We start from the raw sequence: 18358 nt of genomic DNA on the forward strand, positions 1-18358 counted from the left end.
GTCGCGCAGCGACGCGGCGACCGCGTCCGCGGTGGAGTCGAGTTTGGCTTCCATGCTTGCGTATTCCGTCAATTTGGAATAATGGTATACCAAACGACGATCCGGTGCCAGAATAGCGACCACCGGCGGGTCTCACGCAATGGCGTCCGGCCCGCTCGGCCCGGTCAAGGCAACCGACATCAATGGAGAGCGAGATGGCATCGAGCGAACATCACTATCGCGTCGCAGTGGAGTGGACGGGCAATCGCGGCACCGGCACGTCGGGGTATCGCGAGTACGGCCGCGATCACGTGATCCGAGCCGGTTCCAAGCCGGATATCCCCGGTTCGTCGGACCCGGCGTTCCGCGGCGACGCGGCGCGCTGGAACCCCGAAGATTTGCTGCTCGCGTCGGCGTCGGCATGTCACAAGCTCTGGTATCTGCACCTGTGTTCCGAGGCCGGCATCCGCGTGCTGGCCTACGTCGACCACGCGCAAGGCACGATGCTCGACGGCGCGGGAGCGGGGCGCTTCACCGAAATCGTGCTGCGGCCGCGGGTGACGATCCGGGCCGGCGACGATCGCGAACGGGCGGCGCATCTCCATCATGATGCGCATGCGCAGTGCTACATCGCGAATTCGGTCAACTTCCCGATTCGCTGCGAACCGGTGATCGAGTGGGCCGCCGCCTGACGCCGACGCCCGCCAAACGAAATCGACGATGAAACTGTTCTACTACCCCGGCAATGCCAGCATGGCGCCGCACTTCGTGCTTGAAGAAATCGGCCAGCCGTTCGAGCTCGCGTACGTCGACCGCACGCACGACCAGCACAAGTCGCCCGACTATCTCGCGCTGAATCCGAACGGGCTCATCCCGGTACTGGTCGACGGCGATCTCGTGCTGTACGAAACCGCCGCGATCTGCCTGCATCTTGCCGATACGCATCCCGAGCAGCGGCTTGCGCCTGAACTCGGCACACCGGAACGTGCGCAGTTCTACAAGTGGCTCATGTGGCTCACCAACACGCTGCAGGCGACGCTGATCGTGTATTTCTATCCGGAGCGCTGGGTCGATGCGGGCAATGCGTCGGGTGCCGCGCAGGTCAAGGCGCATGCGGAGACGAAGGTCGCGACGCTGCTGGATCAGCTCGACAAGCAACTGCAAACGAGCGGCGGCCCGTGGCTGCTCGGTGCGCACTACACGGTGCTCGATCCTTGCGCGCTGATGCTGTGCCGCTGGACGCGCGGTTTTGCGGCGCCGGCCCGCCAGCGGCCGGTACTCGGCGGTTATCTGCAGCAGGTGCTCGCGCGCCCGGCGATCCAGCGGGCGTTGAAGACGGAAGGGCTCGCGGCGCCGTGGGTGTAACCGCGAGTGCGGCAGCATGCGCGCCGCGGCGGCGCGCATGCATTTCGGGTGATAGGGCAATCCGGCAACCCGATTGCCGCCGTGTCGTCACGGCGCGACGCCGTACACCTCCCGCGCCGCAGCCCGAATCGCATCGACCATCACCGCGACGGCCGGCGAATGCAGCCGGTCGGTGCGCGTGATGAGCCCGAAATCGTCCATCCGGCAATCCATCTCCAGCGGCAGCACGGTGACGATGCCGTGCCGCGCGTAGTAGTGCGCGACGTCCTCGGCGAGCACCGCGATCATGTCGCTCTGCTCGATCAGTTGCGTGATGAACAGCAGCGCGGCCGTCTCGACGACGTTCGCCGGGGGCGCGAGGCTCGCGCGCTGGAACACGAGCTCGAAGCGGTGGCGCAGCACGCTGCCGGCCGGCGGGACGACCCACGCGGCGCGCTGCACGTCCGCGAGCGACAGCGGTGCCTGCGCGAGCAGCGGGTGGCCGGGCCGCACGACCGTAGCCACCGATTCGCCGGTCAGCGGCTCGTAGCGCAGGCGCAGCTTGTCGTGTTCGGCGGACAGCCGGCCAAGCACGATGTCGATCTTTTCCTGCGCGAGATGTTCGAGCAGCACGTTGCTGGTGTCGATCTCGACCGACACGTGCAGGCCCGCGTGCGTGCCCTTCACCGCGGCGACGGCCGGCGGCACGAGCCGCAAGCCCGGCGACGTGATCGCCCCCACGGCCACGTGGCCGAGATGGCCGGCCTTCAGCGCGGCCAGCTCCTCGCGCGCCTGGTCGAGGCTGCCGAGCGCCGCGCGCGCGTGGCGGATCAGCGCGTCGCCGTACAGCGTCGGCCGCATCCCGCGCGGCAGCCGCTCGAACAGCACCGCGCCGATCGATTCCTCAAGCTCGCGCAGCAGTTTCGACGCGGCCGGCTGCGTCATGTTCAGCGCGGCCGCCGCGCGGTGAATGCTGCCTTCGTCGGCGAGCGCGACGAGCAGCAGCAACTGGCGCGTCTTCAGGCGGGCGCGGTTTCCCCACGGGCTGGCTTCGGTCATCGTACGGGTTTATATCGATATCTGAATCGATATCGTAATCGCCTAAATCGTCATTAGCCAGTTATCAAAATTCTGCCTAGACTGCGCCGGTATCCCGTCACCACAGGACTGACGATGTCGGCAACAAAACCCAGGCTGCGTTCCGCTCAATGGTTCGGCACGAACGACAAGAACGGCTTCATGTACCGGAGCTGGATGAAGAACCAGGGCATTCCCGATCACGAATTCGACGGCCGGCCGATCATCGGCATCTGCAACACGTGGTCCGAACTGACGCCGTGCAACGCGCACTTCCGCAAGCTCGCCGAGCACGTGAAGCGCGGGATCTCGGAAGCGGGCGGCTTCCCGGTCGAGTTCCCGGTGTTCTCGAACGGCGAATCGAACCTGCGGCCGTCCGCGATGCTCACGCGCAATCTTGCGTCGATGGACGTCGAGGAAGCGATCCGCGGCAACCCGATCGACGCGGTCGTGCTGCTCGCCGGCTGCGACAAGACGACGCCCGCGCTGCTGATGGGCGCGGCGAGCTGCGACGTGCCGGCGATCGTCGTGTCGGGCGGCCCGATGCTGAACGGCAAGCTCGAGGGCAAGAACATCGGTTCGGGCACGGCCGTGTGGCAGTTGCACGAAGCGCTGAAGGCCGGCGAGATCGACGTGCATCACTTTCTGTCGGCCGAAGCCGGCATGTCGCGCTCGGCCGGCACCTGCAACACGATGGGCACCGCGTCGACGATGGCGTGCATGGCCGAGGCGCTCGGCGTCGCGCTGCCGCACAACGCGGCGATTCCGGCCGTCGATTCGCGCCGCTACGTGCTCGCGCACATGTCGGGCATCCGCATCGTCGAGATGGCGCTCGAAGGGCTCGTGCTGTCGAAGATCCTGACGCGCGCGGCGTTCGAGAACGCGATCCGCACGAACGCGGCGATCGGTGGCTCGACCAATGCGGTGATTCACCTGAAGGCGATCGCCGGCCGCATCGGCGTGCCGCTCGAACTGGAAGACTGGATGCGCATCGGCCGCGACACGCCGACGATCGTCGACCTGATGCCGTCGGGGCGCTTCCTGATGGAGGAGTTCTATTACGCGGGCGGGCTGCCGGCCGTGCTGCGCCGGCTCGGCGAAGGCGGGCTGCTGCCGCACCCGGACGCGCTGACGGTGAACGGCAAGTCGCTGTGGGACAACGTGCGCGAAGCGCCGAACTACGACGACGAAGTGATCCGCCCGCTCGACCGGCCGCTGATCGCGGACGGCGGCATCTGCATCCTGCGCGGCAATCTCGCGCCGCGCGGCGCGGTGCTGAAACCGTCGGCGGCGAGCCCCGAGCTGCTCAAGCATCGCGGCCGCGCGGTGGTGTTCGAGAACCTCGACCACTACAAGGCGACGATCAACGACGAAGCGCTCGACATCGACGCGAGCTCGGTGATGGTGCTGAAGAATTGCGGGCCGCGCGGTTATCCGGGCATGGCCGAGGTCGGCAACATGGGGCTGCCGCCGAAGCTGCTGCGCCAGGGCGTGAAGGACATGGTGCGGATTTCCGATGCGCGGATGAGCGGCACCGCGTACGGCACGGTCGTGCTGCACGTCGCGCCGGAAGCCGCGGCCGGCGGCCCGCTCGCGGCCGTGCGCAACGGCGACTGGATCGAGCTCGACTGCGAGGCCGGCACGCTGCATCTCGACATTACGGAGGAAGAACTGCAGCGCCGGCTGTCCGACGTCGATCCGACCGCCGCGCCCGGCGTGGCGGGGCAGCTCGGCAAGGGCGGCTATGCGCGGCTGTATATCGATCACGTGCTGCAGGCCGACGAGGGGTGCGACCTCGACTTCCTGGTCGGCATGCGCGGCGCGGACGTGCCGAGCCATTCGCATTGATAGGCAGGCGGTCATCGCCGGTTGTGCAGAGATACGGCCCGCGTCGGCGTTGAAGCGCTGACGTGGGCCGACCGCGAAGGATGGGGTGTGCGTAACGCCAAAGCGCTGACGCACACCGACAGGAGACAAGATGACGACGCAGTACACGCCCGCGCAGGCCGCGGCGGAACAGTCCGATTCGCCGGCAGCCGTCGACGAACGGCAACTGACCCGCCTGCTCACGCGCAAGCTGGTGCCGTTCCTCGCGCTGATCTACGTGGTCGCGTACGTCGACCGTACCGTCGTCGGCTTCGCGAAGCTTCACATGAACGCCGCGATCGGCCTTGGCGACGCCGCGTACGGGCTCGGCGCCGGACTGTTCTTCATCGGCTACTTCCTGTGCGAAGTGCCGAGCAACCTCGCGCTCGGCCGCTTCGGCGCACGCGTGTGGTTCGCGCGCATCCTCGCGACGTGGGGTGCGATCACGATGGCGATGGCGCTCGTGCATGGGCCGACCAGCTTCTACGTGCTGCGCTTCCTGCTCGGCGCGGCCGAAGCCGGCCTCTATCCCGGCATCCTCTACTTCCTCACGCAATGGTTCCCGATGCGCGATCGCGCCCGCGTGATCGGCCTGCTCGTGCTCGCGCAACCGCTCGCCGGTATCGTGACCGGCCCGCTCGCCGGATGGCTGCTGTCGACGCACGGGTGGTTCGGCCTGTCGGACTGGCAGACGCTGTTCGTCGTCAGCGGCTTGCCGGCCGTGCTGCTCGCGTGGCCGACGCTGCGGCTGTTGCCCGAATCGCCCGCGCATGCGCGCTGGCTGAACGACGACGAACGCCGCTGGATCGCGCGGCAGCTCGCCGCCGACCGCGACGCCTATCGCCCCGATTCGCACCGCCATCCGCTCGCCGCGTTGCGCGACCGCCGCGTGCTGCTGCTCGCCGCGCTGTTCCTGCCGTTTCCGCTGTGCATCTACGGGCTGTCGCTGTGGCTGCCGACGATCATCCACGCGTTCGGCGCCGGCGATGCGACGACCGGCCTGCTGTCCGCCGTGCCCTACCTGTTCGCGGTGGTCGGCCTGCTCGTCGTGCCGCGCCATTCGGACCGCAAGCGCGAGCGCTACTGGCACATCGTCGTCGTGTCGGCGGCCGCCGCCGCGACGATGGCCGCGAGCGCGTGGGTGCGGCAGCCGGCGCTGCAATTCCTGTTCATCTGCCTGACCGCGTTCTCGCTCTATTCGATCCAGGCCGTCGTGTGGGCGCTGCCCGGCGAATTCCTGGCCGGCACGAGCGCCGCGGTCGGCATCGCCGCGATCAACTCGCTCGCGAATCTCGGCGGCTACGTCGGGCCGTACGGGATCGGGCTGATCAAGGCATCGACCGGCAGCCTCGCGGCCGGCCTGTACTTTCTCGCGGCGACGCTGCTGTTCGCGGTGCTGATGACGTTCGTGGTCCGGGCCGCGCTGCGCGCGCCCGAGCCGGCCGCGGGCGCGTTCGCCCGCGAATCCTGAACGCCTTGTTTTCCGGCTGAACGCCGATTCGACTGACGCAGGACCCACCATGACATCGAGCAGCACACCGCGCTATCGCGGCATCTTCCCCGTCGTTCCGACGACGTTTTCCGACACCGGCGAGCTCGACCTCGCGAGCCAGAAGCGCGCGGTCGATTTCATGATCGACGCCGGCTCGGACGGGCTGTGCATCCTCGCGAACTTCTCCGAGCAGTTCGCGATCACCGACGACGAACGCGACGTGCTCACCCGCACGATCCTCGAACACGTCGCCGGCCGCGTGCCGGTGATCGTCACGACCTCGCACTACAGCACGCGGATCTGCGCGGCGCGCAGCCTGCGCGCGCAGCAGCTCGGCGCGGCGATGGTGATGGCGATGCCGCCGTATCACGGCGCGACGTTCCGCGTGCCCGAAGCGCAGATCTTCGATTTCTTCGCGCGCGTGTCCGATGCGATCGACATCCCGATCATGATCCAGGACGCGCCGGCGAGCGGCACGCCGCTGTCCGCGCCGTTCCTCGCGCGAATGGCCCGCGAGATCGAGCAGGTCGCGTACTTCAAGATCGAGACGCCGGGCGCCGCGACCAAGCTGCGCGAGCTGATCCGGCTCGGCGGCGACGCGATCGAGGGGCCGTGGGACGGCGAGGAGGCGATCACGCTGCTCGCCGATCTCCATGCGGGTGCGACCGGCGCGATGACGGGCGGCGGCTTCCCCGACGGCATCCGGCCGATCCTCGAAGCATGGCGCGACGGCCGCCACGACGATGCGTTCGCGCATTACCAGGCGTGGCTGCCGCTGATCAATCACGAGAACCGCCAGTCCGGGATCCTCACCGCGAAGGCGCTGATGCGCGAAGGTGGCGTGATTGCGTGCGAGCGGCCGCGGCATCCGATGCCGGAACTGCACCCGGACACGCGCGCGGAATTGCTCGCGATCGCGCGCCGGCTCGATCCGCTCGTGCTGCGCTGGGCGCGCTGAGCGAATGGCGAAGGAGAAACGCAAATGAGCAAGGTGATTTCGCTGGGCGTGATCGGGATCGGCAAGATCGCGCGCGACCAGCATTTGCCGGCGATCGCCGCCGAACCGGGCTTCGCGCTGACTGCCTGCGCGAGCCGTCACGCGGAAGTCAACGGCGTGCGCAATTATCCGGATCTGAATGCGCTGCTGGCGGCCGAGCCCGAGCTCGACGCGGTATCGCTGTGCGCGCCGCCGCAGGTGCGCTACGCGCAGGCGCGCGCGGCGCTCGAAGCCGGCAAGCACGTGATGCTCGAGAAGCCGCCGGGCGCCACGCTCGGCGAAGTGGCCGCGCTGGACGCGCTCGCGCGCGAGCGCGGCCTCACGCTGTTCGCGACCTGGCATTCGCGCTGCGCGAGCGCGGTCGAGCCGGCGCGTGCATGGCTCGCCACGCGCACGATCCGAGCGGTGCAGGTGCGCTGGAAGGAAGACGTGCGGCGCTGGCATCCGGGGCAGCAGTGGATCTGGGAGCCGGGCGGTCTCGGCGTGTTCGATCCGGGCATCAACGCGCTGTCGATCGTCACGCGCATCCTGCCGCGCGAGCTCGTGCTGCGCGAGGCGACGCTGATCGTACCGAGCGACGCGCAGATGCCGATCGCGGCCGAACTCGATTGCGCGGATACCGACGGCGTGCCGGTGCGCGCGGAATTCGACTGGCGGCACGGCCCGGTCGAACAATGGGAGATCGCGGTCGACACGGCCGACGGCGTGCTCGCGATCAGCCGCGGCGGCGCGCAATTGTCGATCGCGGGCGAGCCGGTCGAGATCGGGCCGGAGCGCGAGTACCCGGCGCTGTATGCGCATTTCCATGCGTTGATCGCGCGTGGCGAAAGCGACGTCGACGTGAGGCCGCTGCGGCTCGTCGCCGACGCCTTCCTGTTCGGCCGGCGCGTGCAGACCGACGCGTTCGGCCGCTGAACCTGCGTGCGCTTCGGCATGAAGCGCACGCGACGAGTGATTGATATTTCGACACGCATCACGGCATCAGCCGATACCAAGGAGACACCCATGAACCGCACGACTCACACGATCCGTCGACACACCCTGCGCGCGCTGCTGGCCGCGCTTTGCATCGCGCCGCTCGGGATGACGGGCGCCGCGCATGCCGACGCGCCGCTGAAGATCGGCTTCCTCGTCAAGATGCCCGAGCAGGCGTGGTTCATCAACGAGCAGAACGCGGCGTCCGCGCTCGGCCAGAAGGAGAACTTCTCGGTCGTGAAGATCGGCACGCCGGACGGCGAGAAGGTGCTGGCCGCGATCGACAATCTCGGCTCGCAAGGCGCGCAGGGCTTCGTGATCTGCGCGCCGGACGTGCGCCTGGGGCCGGCGATCGCGTCGCGTGCGAAGCGCTACAACATGAAGTTCGTGACCGTCGACGACCAGCTCGTCGATTCGAGCGGCAAGCCGCTGCCGAACGTGCCGCACCTCGGGATGTCGGCGACCAAGATCGGCAACCAGGTCGGCCAGGCGATCTCCGACGAGATGAAGCGGCGCGGCTGGAAGCCGGAGGAAGTCGGCGCGCTGCGCATCACGAACTACGAGCTGCCGACCGCGAAGCTGCGCACCGACGGCGCGACGCAGGCGCTGCTCGCGAACGGCTTCCGCAAGGAGAACATCTTCGACGCGCCGCAGAAGACGACCGACGACGAAGGCGGCTTCAGCGCGGCCGCACCGGTGCTCGCTCGCCATCCGAACGTGAAGAAATGGGTGATCTACGCGCTGAACGAGGAAACCGTGCTCGGCGCGGTGCGCGCGACGGAACAGCTGCACATCCCGGCGGCCGACGTGATCGGCGTCGGCATCAACGGCGCGGGCGAGGCGTTCGCCGAATTCCAGAAGAAGGAGCCGACCGGCTTCTACGGGACGATCGCGGTCAGCTCGACGAACCACGGCAAGGAAAGCACGCAGAACCTCGTCGACTGGATCCGTAACGGCAAGATGCCGCCGGCCGACACGCAGACGAGCGGCAAGCTGATGACGCGCGCGAACTGGCAGGCCGTGCGCGCCGAACTCGGTATCTGAGCGGGCGAGGCGAGAACGCGATGACGATGCAGACGATGACGGCCGTGCCCGGCCACGACGCCGAAGCGGGCATGTCGCCGCCGGACGGCCCGCTGCTTGCGCTCGACGGCATCACCGTGACGTTTCCGGGCGTGCGTGCGCTCGACGCGGTGTCGCTGTCGGTGCGCGCAGGCGAAGTGCACGGGCTGATGGGCGAGAACGGCGCGGGGAAATCGACGCTGCTGAAGGTGCTGTCCGGCGTGAACCAGCCGCAGGCCGGCACGCTGACGCTGAACGGAGCCGAGCAGCGCTTCGCGTCGACGCGCGCGGCGCTCGAGGCCGGCATCGCGATCATCTACCAGGAGCTGCATCTGGTGCCCGAGCTGACGGTCGCGGAAAACCTGATGCTCGGGCAGTTGCCGAGCCGGCTCGGCGTGGTCGACGAGCGTACGCTCGCCGCGCGCGCGCTCGATGCGCTGGAGCGGCTCGGCGAGCACATCGATCCGGGCATCCCGGTGAAATATCTGTCGATCGGCCAGCGCCAGATGATCGAGATCGGCAAGGCGCTGATGCGCGACGCGCGCGTGATCGCGTTCGACGAGCCGACGAGCTCGCTGTCCGCGCGCGAAACCACGCAACTGTTCCGGATCATCCGCGCGCTGCGCGCGGAAGGCCGCGCGATCATCTACGTCACGCACCGGATGGAGGAAGTGTACGAACTGTGCGACCGCGTGACGGTGTTTCGCGACGGCCGCCGCATCGACACGTTCGATTCCGTCGCCGATCTCGACCGCGACCGGCTGATCGGCTGCATGGTCGGCCGTTCGATCGAGGACGTGTACGGCTATCGGCCGCGCCCGGCCGGCGACGTGCTGATCGAAGCGAAGGGGCTGACGGGGCCGGGGCTGGCCGAGCCCGTGTCGTTCACCGCGCGGCGCGGCGAGATCGTCGGCTTCTTCGGGCTCGTCGGCGCGGGCCGCTCGGAGCTGATGAAGCTGCTGTACGGCGCGGTGCGGCCGAGCGCCGGGCATGTCGAGCTGAACGGCAAGCGCGTGGCGTTCGGCAGCCCGCGCGACGCGGTGCGCGCCGGCATCGCGCTGTGCCCGGAAGACCGCAAGCACGAAGGCATCGTCGCGATCGCGTCGGTGGCCGACAACCTGAACATCAGCGCGCGCCGTCATTTCAGCCCGGCGCGCATGCTGCTCGACGGGCGACGCGAACGCGAGCTCGCGCAGAAATACATCGAGCGCCTCGCGATCAAGACCCGCGACGGCGAAACGCCGATCGGCGCGCTGTCGGGCGGCAACCAGCAGAAGGTCGTGCTCGCGCGCTGGCTGGCCGAGCGCATCGACGTGTTCCTGATGGACGAGCCGACGCGCGGCATCGACGTCGGCGCGCGCGCGGAAATCTACAACCTGTTCTACGAACTCGCGGAAGCGGGCCGCACGGTGATCCTCGTGTCGAGCGATCTGGCCGAGGTGATCGGCGTGTCGGACCGGGTCATCGTGATGAAGGAAGGACGGATCGCGGGCGAAGTCGAGAAGGCGCACGCGACGCCCGACGCGCTGATCAAGCTCGCGCTGCCGCGCTAGCGGCCCGCAGTCAACCGGAAAGCAAACGTTATGAGCCAGGCAATGCAACCCCAACGTACTTCCCCCTCCCCGGATACGCCCGCCGTGCCCGCGCGCCCGCGTGGCGGCCTATGGCAGGTGATCAACCGCTCCGGCATCGTGATGGTGTTTGTGGTGCTGTTCGCGGCGCTGTCGCTGACCGTGCCGGACTTCCTCACTTCCCGCAACATCCAGGGCCTGCTGCTGTCGGTCACGCTGATCGGCTCGATCGCGGTGACGATGATGTTCGTGCTCGCGCTCGGCGAGGTCGATCTGTCGGTTGCATCGATCGTCGCTTTTTCGGGCGTGGTCGCCTCGACGCTGATCACCGCGACGCACAGCGTCGTGCTCGGTATCGCGGGCGGCGTGCTGGCGGGCGGCGCGGTCGGGCTCGTGAACGGCGTGCTGATCGCGCGCTGGCGGATCAACTCGCTGATCGTCACGCTCGCGATGATGGAAGTCGTGCGCGGGCTCGCGTTCATCACGTCGAACGGCGACGCGGTGATGATCTCGGAAGAGCGCTTCTTCGATCTCGGCGGCGGGTCGTTCCTCGGTATCTCGTATCCGATCTGGAGCAACATCGTCGGCTTCGTCGTGTTCGGTTTCCTGCTGCGCAAGACGGTGTTCGGCAAGAACGTGCTGGCCGTCGGCGGCAACGGCGAAGCCGCGCTGCTCGCGGGGCTGCCGGTGATGCGCATCAAGATCACGGTGTTCGTGCTGCAGGGGCTCGTGACCGGCTTCGCCGGCGTGATGCTCGCGTCGCGGATGAGCCTCGGCGACCCGAAGACGTCGGTCGGCCTCGAGCTTGGCGTGATTTCCGCGTGCGTGCTCGGCGGCGTGTCGCTGACCGGCGGCGTCGCGACGATTTCCGGCGTGCTGGTCGGTGTGCTGATCATGGGCTCCGTGCAGGACGCGATGAGCCTGCTGAACGTGCCGACCTTTTACCAATATCTGATACGCGGCGGAATTCTGTTGCTCGCGGTGCTGTTCGACCAGTATCGTCGCAACCAGCGGCGCGCGATGAAGATCTGACTTCGATCCCGCGCGGCAGCCTGTATAGACGACGAATATCGGGAGACGGCATGCAACAGACTCATCCGGCCGCGTCGGCGACGCTGCTGGCCGACAGCCGCAACACGCTCGGCGAAGGCGCGACGTGGTGCGACAGGACGCACGCGCTGTACTGGGTCGACATCGAAGGCGCGCGGCTGTGGCGCTGCCGCGCGGACGGTTCGGACCTCGCGCAGTGGGCGATGCCCGAGCGGCTCGCGTGCTTCGCGCTGACCGACGATCCGGACGTGCTGCTCGTCGGGCTCGCGACGCATCTCGCGTTCTTTGACCTGCGCACCGGCGCGTTCAGAAGGATCGTCGACGTCGAGCCCGATCTGCCGACGCGGCTGAACGACGGGCGCTGCGACGGGGCCGGCGCATTCGTGTTCGGGATGAAGGACGAAGGCGCCGAGCCGCCGCGCGCGGTCGGCGGGTTCTATCGGCTCAATCCGGATCTCACGCTCGAACGGCTTGCGTTGCCGCCGGCCGCGATCGCGAACAGCATCGGGTTCTCGCCGGATGGGTCGAAGATGTATTTCTGCGATTCGCTGGTGCGCGAGATTTTCGTGTGCGATTACCGTGCGGGCGGCGATGTGGCCAACGTGCGGCCGTTCGCGCGGCTGACCGATGCGGACGGCGATCCGGACGGCTCGATCGTCGATCGTGACGGCGGGCTGTGGAATGCGCAGTGGGGCGGGCGAAGGGTGGTGCGTTATGGGCCGGACGGGGTCGAGACGGATCGCGTCGAAGTGCCGACTGCGCAGCCGAGCTGCGTTGCGATCGACGGTGAAGGCAGGTTGTATGTGACGAGTGCACGTGTTGACCTGAGCGATGACGCGCTGGCGAGCGACGCGCACGCGGGTGGTGTGTTCGTCGCGCAAACGCGCTACGCGGGGCTGCCGACGGCGCGGTTTGCGGGGGCACGTACTGGATGAATGGTGGGTATGGACGACAGGTTCTATCGGCTGGCAACCCGAAGTGGCGCAGAATGACGAAAGCCCCCGGCTTGTGAAGGTTCGGGGGCTTTTCTTTTGCACACGATCACTACAATTAAAATAAAGGTAGTCGGGCGCGAATCCAATCCCATTTGGTAGGCGGAATCGCGAGCAACTGCATCACATCACTGCTCGAGCTATCGTAATATACGATTCCGCCGACACCATCTGCCAGTTCTCGTTCAGTTGCCGAATTTACGTAGTATGAAAAATAGCGTTGAGCGCGCAATTCCCCAGTTCCATCAAAAAGCTGAAGTCTCACTTCATGCCCATTCCGAATATTCACCCCACACAATTTTGCGTAATATTCGGCGCCTCCAAATTCTTTCTTCCCTCCATTCAGTTCTTTTTCAAAAAAATCACACCGACGATAATTTGGCCTGGTCATATGAATGGAAAAGCCAATCAGAAAAAATACGAGAATAGCTAACCCAGCGATTCGGCGGAGGCCGGTCTGCGTATTTCGTCCTATGTTAGCCATTGTTGGTTCTAGCATCGCAATCACTCCACCCGGTGAAGATTTGGTTGAAGCTGTTCTTTTACCCCATCGTGAAATGATGAATCGTTTTCAAGATGAGAATCGATTGTTTTTGGTAATTTAATTAGTGTGCCGACCGATAATTTCGTACTTATACGAGGCAACTGAGAACATGGAGGGACACAGAGCGTGATGGCGCGACTATGCGTTCGCCCCCCGACCTGCTGGTAAGATGGCCCGCAATTCCTCCCAGTCCGCGCCATGAGTTCCACTCCGACCAAGCCCGCGAAACCGAAAAACGCCGCGACGAGCGCCACGGCAGGCGCCGTGAAGAACCCCGCGAAGAACGCCCGCACCCCGGGCGACAAACCGAAGCCGCGCGTGCAACAGCGCCTGACCTACGTGATCGGCGGCCTCGACCGGCTGCTGCGCCGCCACATGACCGACGCGCTCGCGCCGCTCGGCATCACGCTCGCGCAATACACGGCGCTGTCGGTGCTCGAAGCGCGCGGCGCATCGTCGAACGCGCAGTTGGCCGAGCGCTCGTTGATCACGCCGCAATCGGCGAACGAAGTGATGAGCGTGATGGCCGCCCGCGGTTTCGTCACGCGCGAAGCCGACCCGTCGCACGGCCGCATCATCCTGCTGACGCTGACCGACGCGGGCGCGGCGATGCTGCGCGAATGCGAAGCCGTGCTGCGCCCGCTGGAGGCGCGCATGCTCGGCGACATCCCGGCCGACGACGCCGCGCACGTGCAGCGCGCGCTCGAACTGTTCTCCCGCAACCTGCGCGGCTGACCGCTTCCCGCATGTTCACGACGCGGGCCCGCCAGGCCCGCGCGCGCTTCGTACGCGCCATCGACGGCCGCCCCACCGCTCCCTGATTTCCCCCCGCTTTCTCCGCGTTCCGCTCCGGGTTTACACCGGCGCTCGTGCCGCTTGCAATATCAGGTAGCCTGATATTAAATGAAGCCGTCCGCAGCAGGAACGCTGCGCACCGAATCGCACTGGAAACGAACGACAGGAACAGACATGAGCAAGTACGACAATCGCTGGCAGACCGTTGAAGTGAAAGTGGAGGCCGGCATCGCGTGGGTCACGCTGAACCGCCCCGAGAAGCGCAACGCAATGAGCCCGACGCTGAACCGGGAGATGCTGGACGTCCTCGACGCGGTCGAGTTCGACGACGAGGCGAAGGTGCTGGTGCTGACCGGCGCGGGCGCCGCGTGGACGGCCGGCATGGATCTGAAGGAATATTTCCGCGAGATCGACGGCGGCTCCGACGCGCTGCAGGAAAAGGTGCGCCGCGACGCGTCGGAATGGCAGTGGCGCCGTCTGCGGATGTACAACAAGCCGACGATCGCGATGGTGAACGGCTGGTGTTTCGGCGGCGGGTTCTCGCCGCTCGTCGCGTGCGACCTCGCGATCGCGGCGGACGACGCGGTGTTCGGGCTGTCGGAGATCAACTGGGGCATCCCGCCGGGCAACCTCGTCAGCAAGGCGATGGCCGATACGGTCGGCCACCGCCGCGCGCTGCACTACATCATGACGGGCGATACGTTCACCGGCGCGCAAGCGGCCGAGATGGGCCTCGTGAACAGCAGCGTGCCGCTCGCCGAACTGCGCGACGCGACGATCGCGCTCGCCGCGCGGCTGATGGACAAGAACCCGGTCGTGCTGCGCGCGGCGAAGCACGGCTTCAAGCGTTCGCGCGAACTCACGTGGGAGCAGTGCGAGGATTACCTGTATGCGAAGCTCGACCAGGCGCAGCTGCGCGATCCGGAGCGCGGCCGCGAGCAGGGTCTGAAGCAGTTCCTCGACGACAAGACGATCAAGCCGGGCCTGCAGGCATACAAGCGCTGATACAAGCGCGGACGCAGCCGCCGGCTTCACCGCCGGCGTAATCGCAAGAGACAGGCAAGGCAGGAGACGACATGACCGACAGACGGATGCTGATCGGCGGCGAGCGGTGCAACGCCCGCGACGGCCGCACCTTCGACCGCTTCAACCCCGCGACGGGCGCGCTTGCGTCGCGCGCGCCGGCCGCCGGCGTGGCCGACGCCGACGCGGCGATCGACGCCGCGCACCGCGCATTCCCCGCATGGGCGGCGCTTGCGCCGACGGAGCGGCGCCGCCGGCTGCTGAAGGCGGCCGACCTGATGGACGCGCGCATCGACGAGATCGTCGCGACGGGCGTGGCCGAAACGGGCGCGACGCCCGGCTGGCTCGGCTTCAACGCGACGCTCGCGGCGAACATGCTGCGCGAGGCCGCGTCGATGACGACGCAGATCGCCGGCGACGTGATCCCGTCCGACGTACCGGGCAATCTCGCGCTCGCGATGCGCGTGCCGTGCGGCGTGGTGCTCGGCATCGCGCCGTGGAACGCGCCGGTGATCCTCGGCACGCGTGCGCTGGCGATGCCGCTCGCGTGCGGCAACACGGTCGTGCTGAAGGCGTCCGAGGCGTGCCCGGGCGTGCATGCGCTGATCGGCGCGGTGCTGGACGAAGCGGGGCTCGGCGCGGGCGTGGTGAACGTGATCACGCACGCGGCGGCCGATGCGCCCGAACTCGTCGAGCGGATGATCGCGCATCCGCATGTGAAGCGGATCAACTTCACCGGCTCGACGCACGTCGGCCGGATCATCGCGCGCCACGCGGCCGCGCACCTGAAACCCGTACTGCTCGAACTCGGCGGCAAGGCGCCGGTGCTCGTGCTCGACGATGCCGATCTCGATGCGGCCGTCGACGCGATCGCGTTCGGCGCATTCTTCAACCAGGGGCAGATCTGCATGTCGACCGAGCGCGTGATCGCCGCGCGGCCGATCGCCGATGCGCTCGTCGAGCGGCTGACGGCGAAGGCGCGCACGCTGGTCGCCGGCGATCCGCTGGCCGGCCATCCGCTCGGCACGATGGTCGATGCGTCGGCCGCCGCGCGCGCGGCGTCGCTGGTCGAGGATGCGCGTGCGCTCGGCGCGCAACTGCCGCTCGGCTGCCGCGTGGAAGGCGCGACGATGCAGCCGGCGATCGTCGACGGCGTCACGCGCGACATGCGGCTGTACCGCGAGGAATCGTTCGCGCCGGTCGTCGCGATCCTGCGCGCGGACAGCGACGACGAAGCAGTCGCGCTCGCGAACGACAGCGAGTTCGGGCTGTCGGCGAGCGTGTTCAGCCGCGATATCGCACGTGCGATGGCCGTCGCGCGCCGGATCGAATCGGGGATCTGCCACGTCAACGGGCCGACCGTGCACGACGAAGCGCAGATGCCGTTCGGCGGCACGAAGGCGAGCGGCTACGGCCGCTTCGGCAGCCGTGCGTCGATCGCCGAATTCACGGAGCTGCGCTGGATCACCGTGCAGACCGCGCCGCGGCACTATCCCATATGAGCGAGCCGACGATGAATGCAGAGAAGGCGCCGCTTCAGGTCGCGCAACACGCCGACGCCGTGCGCTATCGCGCGGCCGACGTCGCGGTCGGCGCGGCCGAGATTCGCCGCGCGGCCGACGGCACGTGGTATCTGCGCTCGCGCGAACCGCTTGGCGACTACCCGACGCGCGTGACCGACTGCCTCGTGCGCGGCGCGCAGGCGCACCCCGACCGCGTGCTGGCCGCACGGCGCGGCGCCGACGGCCGCTGGATCGAGATCACCTACGCGCAGATGCTCGAACGCGCCCGCGCGCTCGGCCAGGGCCTCGCCGATCTCGGGCTGTCGGCCGAGCGTCCGCTCGCGGTGCTGTCCGGCAACGATCTCGAGCATCTGCAGATGATGTTCGCCGCGATGCTGGCCGGCGTGCCGTATTCGCCGATCTCGCCCGCGTATTCGCTGGTGTCGACCGACTACGGCAAGCTGCGTCACACGCTCGGCGTGCTGCGGCCGGGCGCGGTGTTCGTCGCGGAGCGCGCGCCGTTCGCGCGTGCGCTCGACGCGACGTTGCCGGCCGATGCGACGTTGATCGTCGCGCGCGATGCCGATGTCGATGCGGAGGGTCGCGCGGTGCCGCTGTCGCGCCTGCTCGCCACCGTCCCGCGCACGATCGACGCGGTCCACGCGGCGGTCGGTCCCGACCATCTCGCGAAGATCCTGTTCACGTCCGGTTCGACGAAGCAGCCGAAGGCCGTGCCGACCACGCACCGGATGCTGTGCAGCAACCAGCAGATGCTGCGCCAGACGATGCCGGAGCTCACGCGCGAGCCGCCGGTATTGGTCGACTGGCTGCCGTGGAATCACACGTTCGGCGGCAGTCACAATCTCGGCATCGCGCTGTACAACGGCGGCACGCTGTATATCGACGACGGCCGCCCGATGCCCGGCCGCTTCGACGAAACCGTGCGCAACCTGCGCGAGATCGCGCCGACGATCTACTTCAACGTCCCGAAGGGCTGGGAAGAGCTGACTGCCGCGCTGGAGCGCGATGCTGAACTGCGCGACACGTTCTTCTCGCGCGTGAAGCTGTATTTCTTCGGCGGCGCGGGGCTGTCGCAGGCCGCGTGGGACCGGCTCGACCGCGTGACCGAAGCGCATTGCGGCGAGCGCATCCGGATCATGGCCGGCCTCGGGATGACGGAGGCGTCGCCGTCGTGCCTGTTCACGACCGGGCCGCTGATGCGCGCCGGCTATATCGGGCTGCCCGCGCCGGGCTGCGACGCGAAGCTCGTGCCGTGCGGCGGCAAGCACGAACTGCGCTTCAAGGGGCCGAACGTGATGCGCGGCTACTGGCATGCGGACGTCGATCCGCGCGACGTGTTCGACGAAGAAGGCTATTACCGCAGCGGCGACGCGGGCGTCTTCGCCGATCCGGAGCGTCCGGAACTCGGGCTGCTGTTCGACGGGCGGCTGACCGAGGACTTCAAGCTGAGCAGCGGCACGTTCGTCAGCGTCGGGCCGTTGCGCGCGAACGCGGTGTCGACCGGCGCGCCGTACGTGCAGGACGTGGTCGTGACCGGCATCAATCGCGACGACATCGGCTTGCTGGTGTTTCCGCGCGTCGACGCATGCCGGGCGCTGGCGGGGCTCCCGGCCGATGCGTCCGTGACCGACGTGCTGCGCGCGCCGGCCGTGCGCGCGGCGTTCGCGACGTGGCTCGCCGCGCTGAACCGCAACGCGAGCGGCGGTTCGACGTTCGTCGCGCGGATCCGGCTGATCGACACGCCGCCGTCGCTCGATCTCGGCGAAGTGACCGACAAGGGTTCGCTGAACCAGGCGGCCGTGCAGAAGCATCGCGCGGCGACGATCGACGCGCTGTACGACCCGGCGCGGCGCGATCCCGACGTGATTTACGCGTAAGCAGCACGCGCGAGCAGTTGCAGCGGTAAGCAACACGCAGGCACGACGACCGGCCGGCCACGACACCGGCAGGCACTTTCGCGGCCAATGAATCAGGTTGCCTGATAATGGCGGCCATTCATACGACACCTCGCGCGCCGAACCGCCAGTGGCCGGCGGCGGCGCGCGGCGGCCGTTGCAGGGCCGACCGA

At 67.8% G+C, this 18358-nt stretch carries 16 protein-coding genes; 14 read left to right on the plus strand and 2 right to left on the minus strand.

The window, feature by feature from the left end; translation table 11 throughout:
- The first annotated feature begins 194 nt into the window (after positions 1 to 194).
- Together AC3IFE_RS19300 and AC3IFE_RS19305 are read left to right on the plus strand one after the other, a co-directional pair.
- On the plus strand, positions 195 to 671 hold the full coding sequence (locus AC3IFE_RS19300) for an OsmC family protein (protein WP_489191602.1): 477 nt from the start codon (positions 195 to 197) through the stop codon (positions 669 to 671).
- Positions 672 to 699: 28 nt separating this feature from the next.
- Positions 700 to 1344, plus strand: a complete 645-nt coding sequence (locus tag AC3IFE_RS19305) for a glutathione S-transferase family protein (protein WP_489191603.1) — start codon at positions 700 to 702, stop codon at positions 1342 to 1344.
- A gap of 87 nt (positions 1345 to 1431) precedes the next feature.
- Here the strand turns inward: AC3IFE_RS19305 and AC3IFE_RS19310 are convergent, their stop codons facing one another.
- On the minus strand, positions 1432 to 2382 hold the full coding sequence (locus tag AC3IFE_RS19310) for a LysR substrate-binding domain-containing protein (protein ID WP_089470868.1): 951 nt from the start codon (positions 2380 to 2382) through the stop codon (positions 1432 to 1434).
- 114 nt (positions 2383 to 2496) lie between these two features.
- On the opposite strand from AC3IFE_RS19310, the gene AC3IFE_RS19315 reads away from it, so the two are divergent.
- The 8 genes from AC3IFE_RS19315 to AC3IFE_RS19350 all read left to right on the plus strand — a co-directional run bounded on the left by AC3IFE_RS19315 (position 2497) and on the right by AC3IFE_RS19350 (position 12348).
- The gene (locus AC3IFE_RS19315) at positions 2497 to 4248 is read left to right on the plus strand and encodes an IlvD/Edd family dehydratase (RefSeq protein WP_489191604.1); all 1752 of its coding nucleotides are present in this window, start codon (positions 2497 to 2499) and stop codon (positions 4246 to 4248) included.
- 130 nt (positions 4249 to 4378) lie between these two features.
- Positions 4379 to 5737 carry an MFS transporter gene (locus AC3IFE_RS19320; protein WP_489191605.1) on the plus strand — a complete coding sequence of 453 codons (1359 nt, stop codon included), beginning with the start codon at positions 4379 to 4381 and terminating at the stop codon, positions 5735 to 5737.
- Between the two features lie 49 nt (positions 5738 to 5786).
- Positions 5787 to 6716: a dihydrodipicolinate synthase family protein gene (locus tag AC3IFE_RS19325; RefSeq protein WP_489191607.1), complete on the plus strand. Its 930-nt coding sequence runs from the start codon at positions 5787 to 5789 to the stop codon at positions 6714 to 6716.
- 24 nt (positions 6717 to 6740) lie between these two features.
- Positions 6741 to 7670 (plus strand): Gfo/Idh/MocA family protein, encoded by a 930-nt coding sequence (locus AC3IFE_RS19330; protein WP_089470864.1) that lies wholly within the window; start codon positions 6741 to 6743, stop codon positions 7668 to 7670.
- A gap of 90 nt (positions 7671 to 7760) precedes the next feature.
- Positions 7761 to 8774 carry an arabinose ABC transporter substrate-binding protein gene (locus tag AC3IFE_RS19335; RefSeq protein ID WP_089470863.1) on the plus strand — a complete coding sequence of 338 codons (1014 nt, stop codon included), beginning with the start codon at positions 7761 to 7763 and terminating at the stop codon, positions 8772 to 8774.
- Between the two features lie 20 nt (positions 8775 to 8794).
- Positions 8795 to 10345, plus strand: coding sequence for an L-arabinose ABC transporter ATP-binding protein AraG (gene araG / locus AC3IFE_RS19340; protein WP_301737405.1), 1551 nt, complete (start codon positions 8795 to 8797; stop codon positions 10343 to 10345).
- 30 nt (positions 10346 to 10375) lie between these two features.
- A complete protein-coding gene (gene araH, locus AC3IFE_RS19345; protein WP_089470861.1) occupies positions 10376 to 11395 on the plus strand; it encodes an L-arabinose ABC transporter permease AraH in 1020 nt (339 codons plus the stop codon).
- Positions 11396 to 11445: 50 nt separating this feature from the next.
- Positions 11446 to 12348 carry an SMP-30/gluconolactonase/LRE family protein gene (locus tag AC3IFE_RS19350; protein ID WP_489191608.1) on the plus strand — a complete coding sequence of 301 codons (903 nt, stop codon included), beginning with the start codon at positions 11446 to 11448 and terminating at the stop codon, positions 12346 to 12348.
- Positions 12349 to 12463: 115 nt separating this feature from the next.
- Here the strand turns inward: AC3IFE_RS19350 and AC3IFE_RS19355 are convergent, their stop codons facing one another.
- On the minus strand, positions 12464 to 12904 hold the full coding sequence (locus tag AC3IFE_RS19355) for a hypothetical protein (RefSeq protein WP_489191610.1): 441 nt from the start codon (positions 12902 to 12904) through the stop codon (positions 12464 to 12466).
- A gap of 243 nt (positions 12905 to 13147) precedes the next feature.
- Here AC3IFE_RS19355 and AC3IFE_RS19360 point away from each other — a divergent pair, with 243 nt between their 5' ends.
- The 4 genes from AC3IFE_RS19360 to AC3IFE_RS19375 all read left to right on the plus strand — a co-directional run bounded on the left by AC3IFE_RS19360 (position 13148) and on the right by AC3IFE_RS19375 (position 18167).
- Complete coding sequence (locus AC3IFE_RS19360) at positions 13148 to 13684, plus strand: MarR family winged helix-turn-helix transcriptional regulator (RefSeq protein WP_489191611.1); 537 nt, start codon at positions 13148 to 13150, stop codon at positions 13682 to 13684.
- A 234-nt stretch (positions 13685 to 13918) separates the two neighbouring features.
- A complete protein-coding gene (locus tag AC3IFE_RS19365; RefSeq protein WP_089470858.1) occupies positions 13919 to 14749 on the plus strand; it encodes a p-hydroxycinnamoyl CoA hydratase/lyase in 831 nt (276 codons plus the stop codon).
- 71 nt (positions 14750 to 14820) lie between these two features.
- Positions 14821 to 16269 carry an aldehyde dehydrogenase gene (locus AC3IFE_RS19370; protein WP_489191612.1) on the plus strand — a complete coding sequence of 483 codons (1449 nt, stop codon included), beginning with the start codon at positions 14821 to 14823 and terminating at the stop codon, positions 16267 to 16269.
- Positions 16270 to 16280: 11 nt separating this feature from the next.
- Positions 16281 to 18167 (plus strand): feruloyl-CoA synthase, encoded by a 1887-nt coding sequence (locus AC3IFE_RS19375; protein WP_489191614.1) that lies wholly within the window; start codon positions 16281 to 16283, stop codon positions 18165 to 18167.
- Positions 18168 to 18358: the final 191 nt, after the last annotated feature.

Source organism: Burkholderia sp. APQ4-4ca, from assembly GCF_057837105.1.

What these genes read in the sequence shown, in the direction of transcription:
- AC3IFE_RS19300 (WP_489191602.1), top strand. Translation starts at nt 195, where the DNA reads ATGGCATCGAGCGAACATCACTATCGCGTCGCAGTGGAGTGGACGGGC.
- AC3IFE_RS19305 (WP_489191603.1), top strand. Translation starts at nt 700, where the DNA reads ATGAAACTGTTCTACTACCCCGGCAATGCCAGCATGGCGCCGCACTTC.
- AC3IFE_RS19310 (WP_089470868.1), bottom strand. Translation starts at nt 2,382, where the DNA reads ATGACCGAAGCCAGCCCGTGGGGAAACCGCGCCCGCCTGAAGACGCGC.
- AC3IFE_RS19315 (WP_489191604.1), top strand. Translation starts at nt 2,497, where the DNA reads ATGTCGGCAACAAAACCCAGGCTGCGTTCCGCTCAATGGTTCGGCACG.
- AC3IFE_RS19320 (WP_489191605.1), top strand. Translation starts at nt 4,379, where the DNA reads ATGACGACGCAGTACACGCCCGCGCAGGCCGCGGCGGAACAGTCCGAT.
- AC3IFE_RS19325 (WP_489191607.1), top strand. Translation starts at nt 5,787, where the DNA reads ATGACATCGAGCAGCACACCGCGCTATCGCGGCATCTTCCCCGTCGTT.
- AC3IFE_RS19330 (WP_089470864.1), top strand. Translation starts at nt 6,741, where the DNA reads ATGAGCAAGGTGATTTCGCTGGGCGTGATCGGGATCGGCAAGATCGCG.
- AC3IFE_RS19335 (WP_089470863.1), top strand. Translation starts at nt 7,761, where the DNA reads ATGAACCGCACGACTCACACGATCCGTCGACACACCCTGCGCGCGCTG.
- araG (WP_301737405.1), top strand. Translation starts at nt 8,795, where the DNA reads ATGACGATGCAGACGATGACGGCCGTGCCCGGCCACGACGCCGAAGCG.
- araH (WP_089470861.1), top strand. Translation starts at nt 10,376, where the DNA reads ATGAGCCAGGCAATGCAACCCCAACGTACTTCCCCCTCCCCGGATACG.
- AC3IFE_RS19350 (WP_489191608.1), top strand. Translation starts at nt 11,446, where the DNA reads ATGCAACAGACTCATCCGGCCGCGTCGGCGACGCTGCTGGCCGACAGC.
- AC3IFE_RS19355 (WP_489191610.1), bottom strand. Translation starts at nt 12,904, where the DNA reads ATGCTAGAACCAACAATGGCTAACATAGGACGAAATACGCAGACCGGC.
- AC3IFE_RS19360 (WP_489191611.1), top strand. Translation starts at nt 13,148, where the DNA reads ATGAGTTCCACTCCGACCAAGCCCGCGAAACCGAAAAACGCCGCGACG.
- AC3IFE_RS19365 (WP_089470858.1), top strand. Translation starts at nt 13,919, where the DNA reads ATGAGCAAGTACGACAATCGCTGGCAGACCGTTGAAGTGAAAGTGGAG.
- AC3IFE_RS19370 (WP_489191612.1), top strand. Translation starts at nt 14,821, where the DNA reads ATGACCGACAGACGGATGCTGATCGGCGGCGAGCGGTGCAACGCCCGC.
- AC3IFE_RS19375 (WP_489191614.1), top strand. Translation starts at nt 16,281, where the DNA reads ATGAATGCAGAGAAGGCGCCGCTTCAGGTCGCGCAACACGCCGACGCC.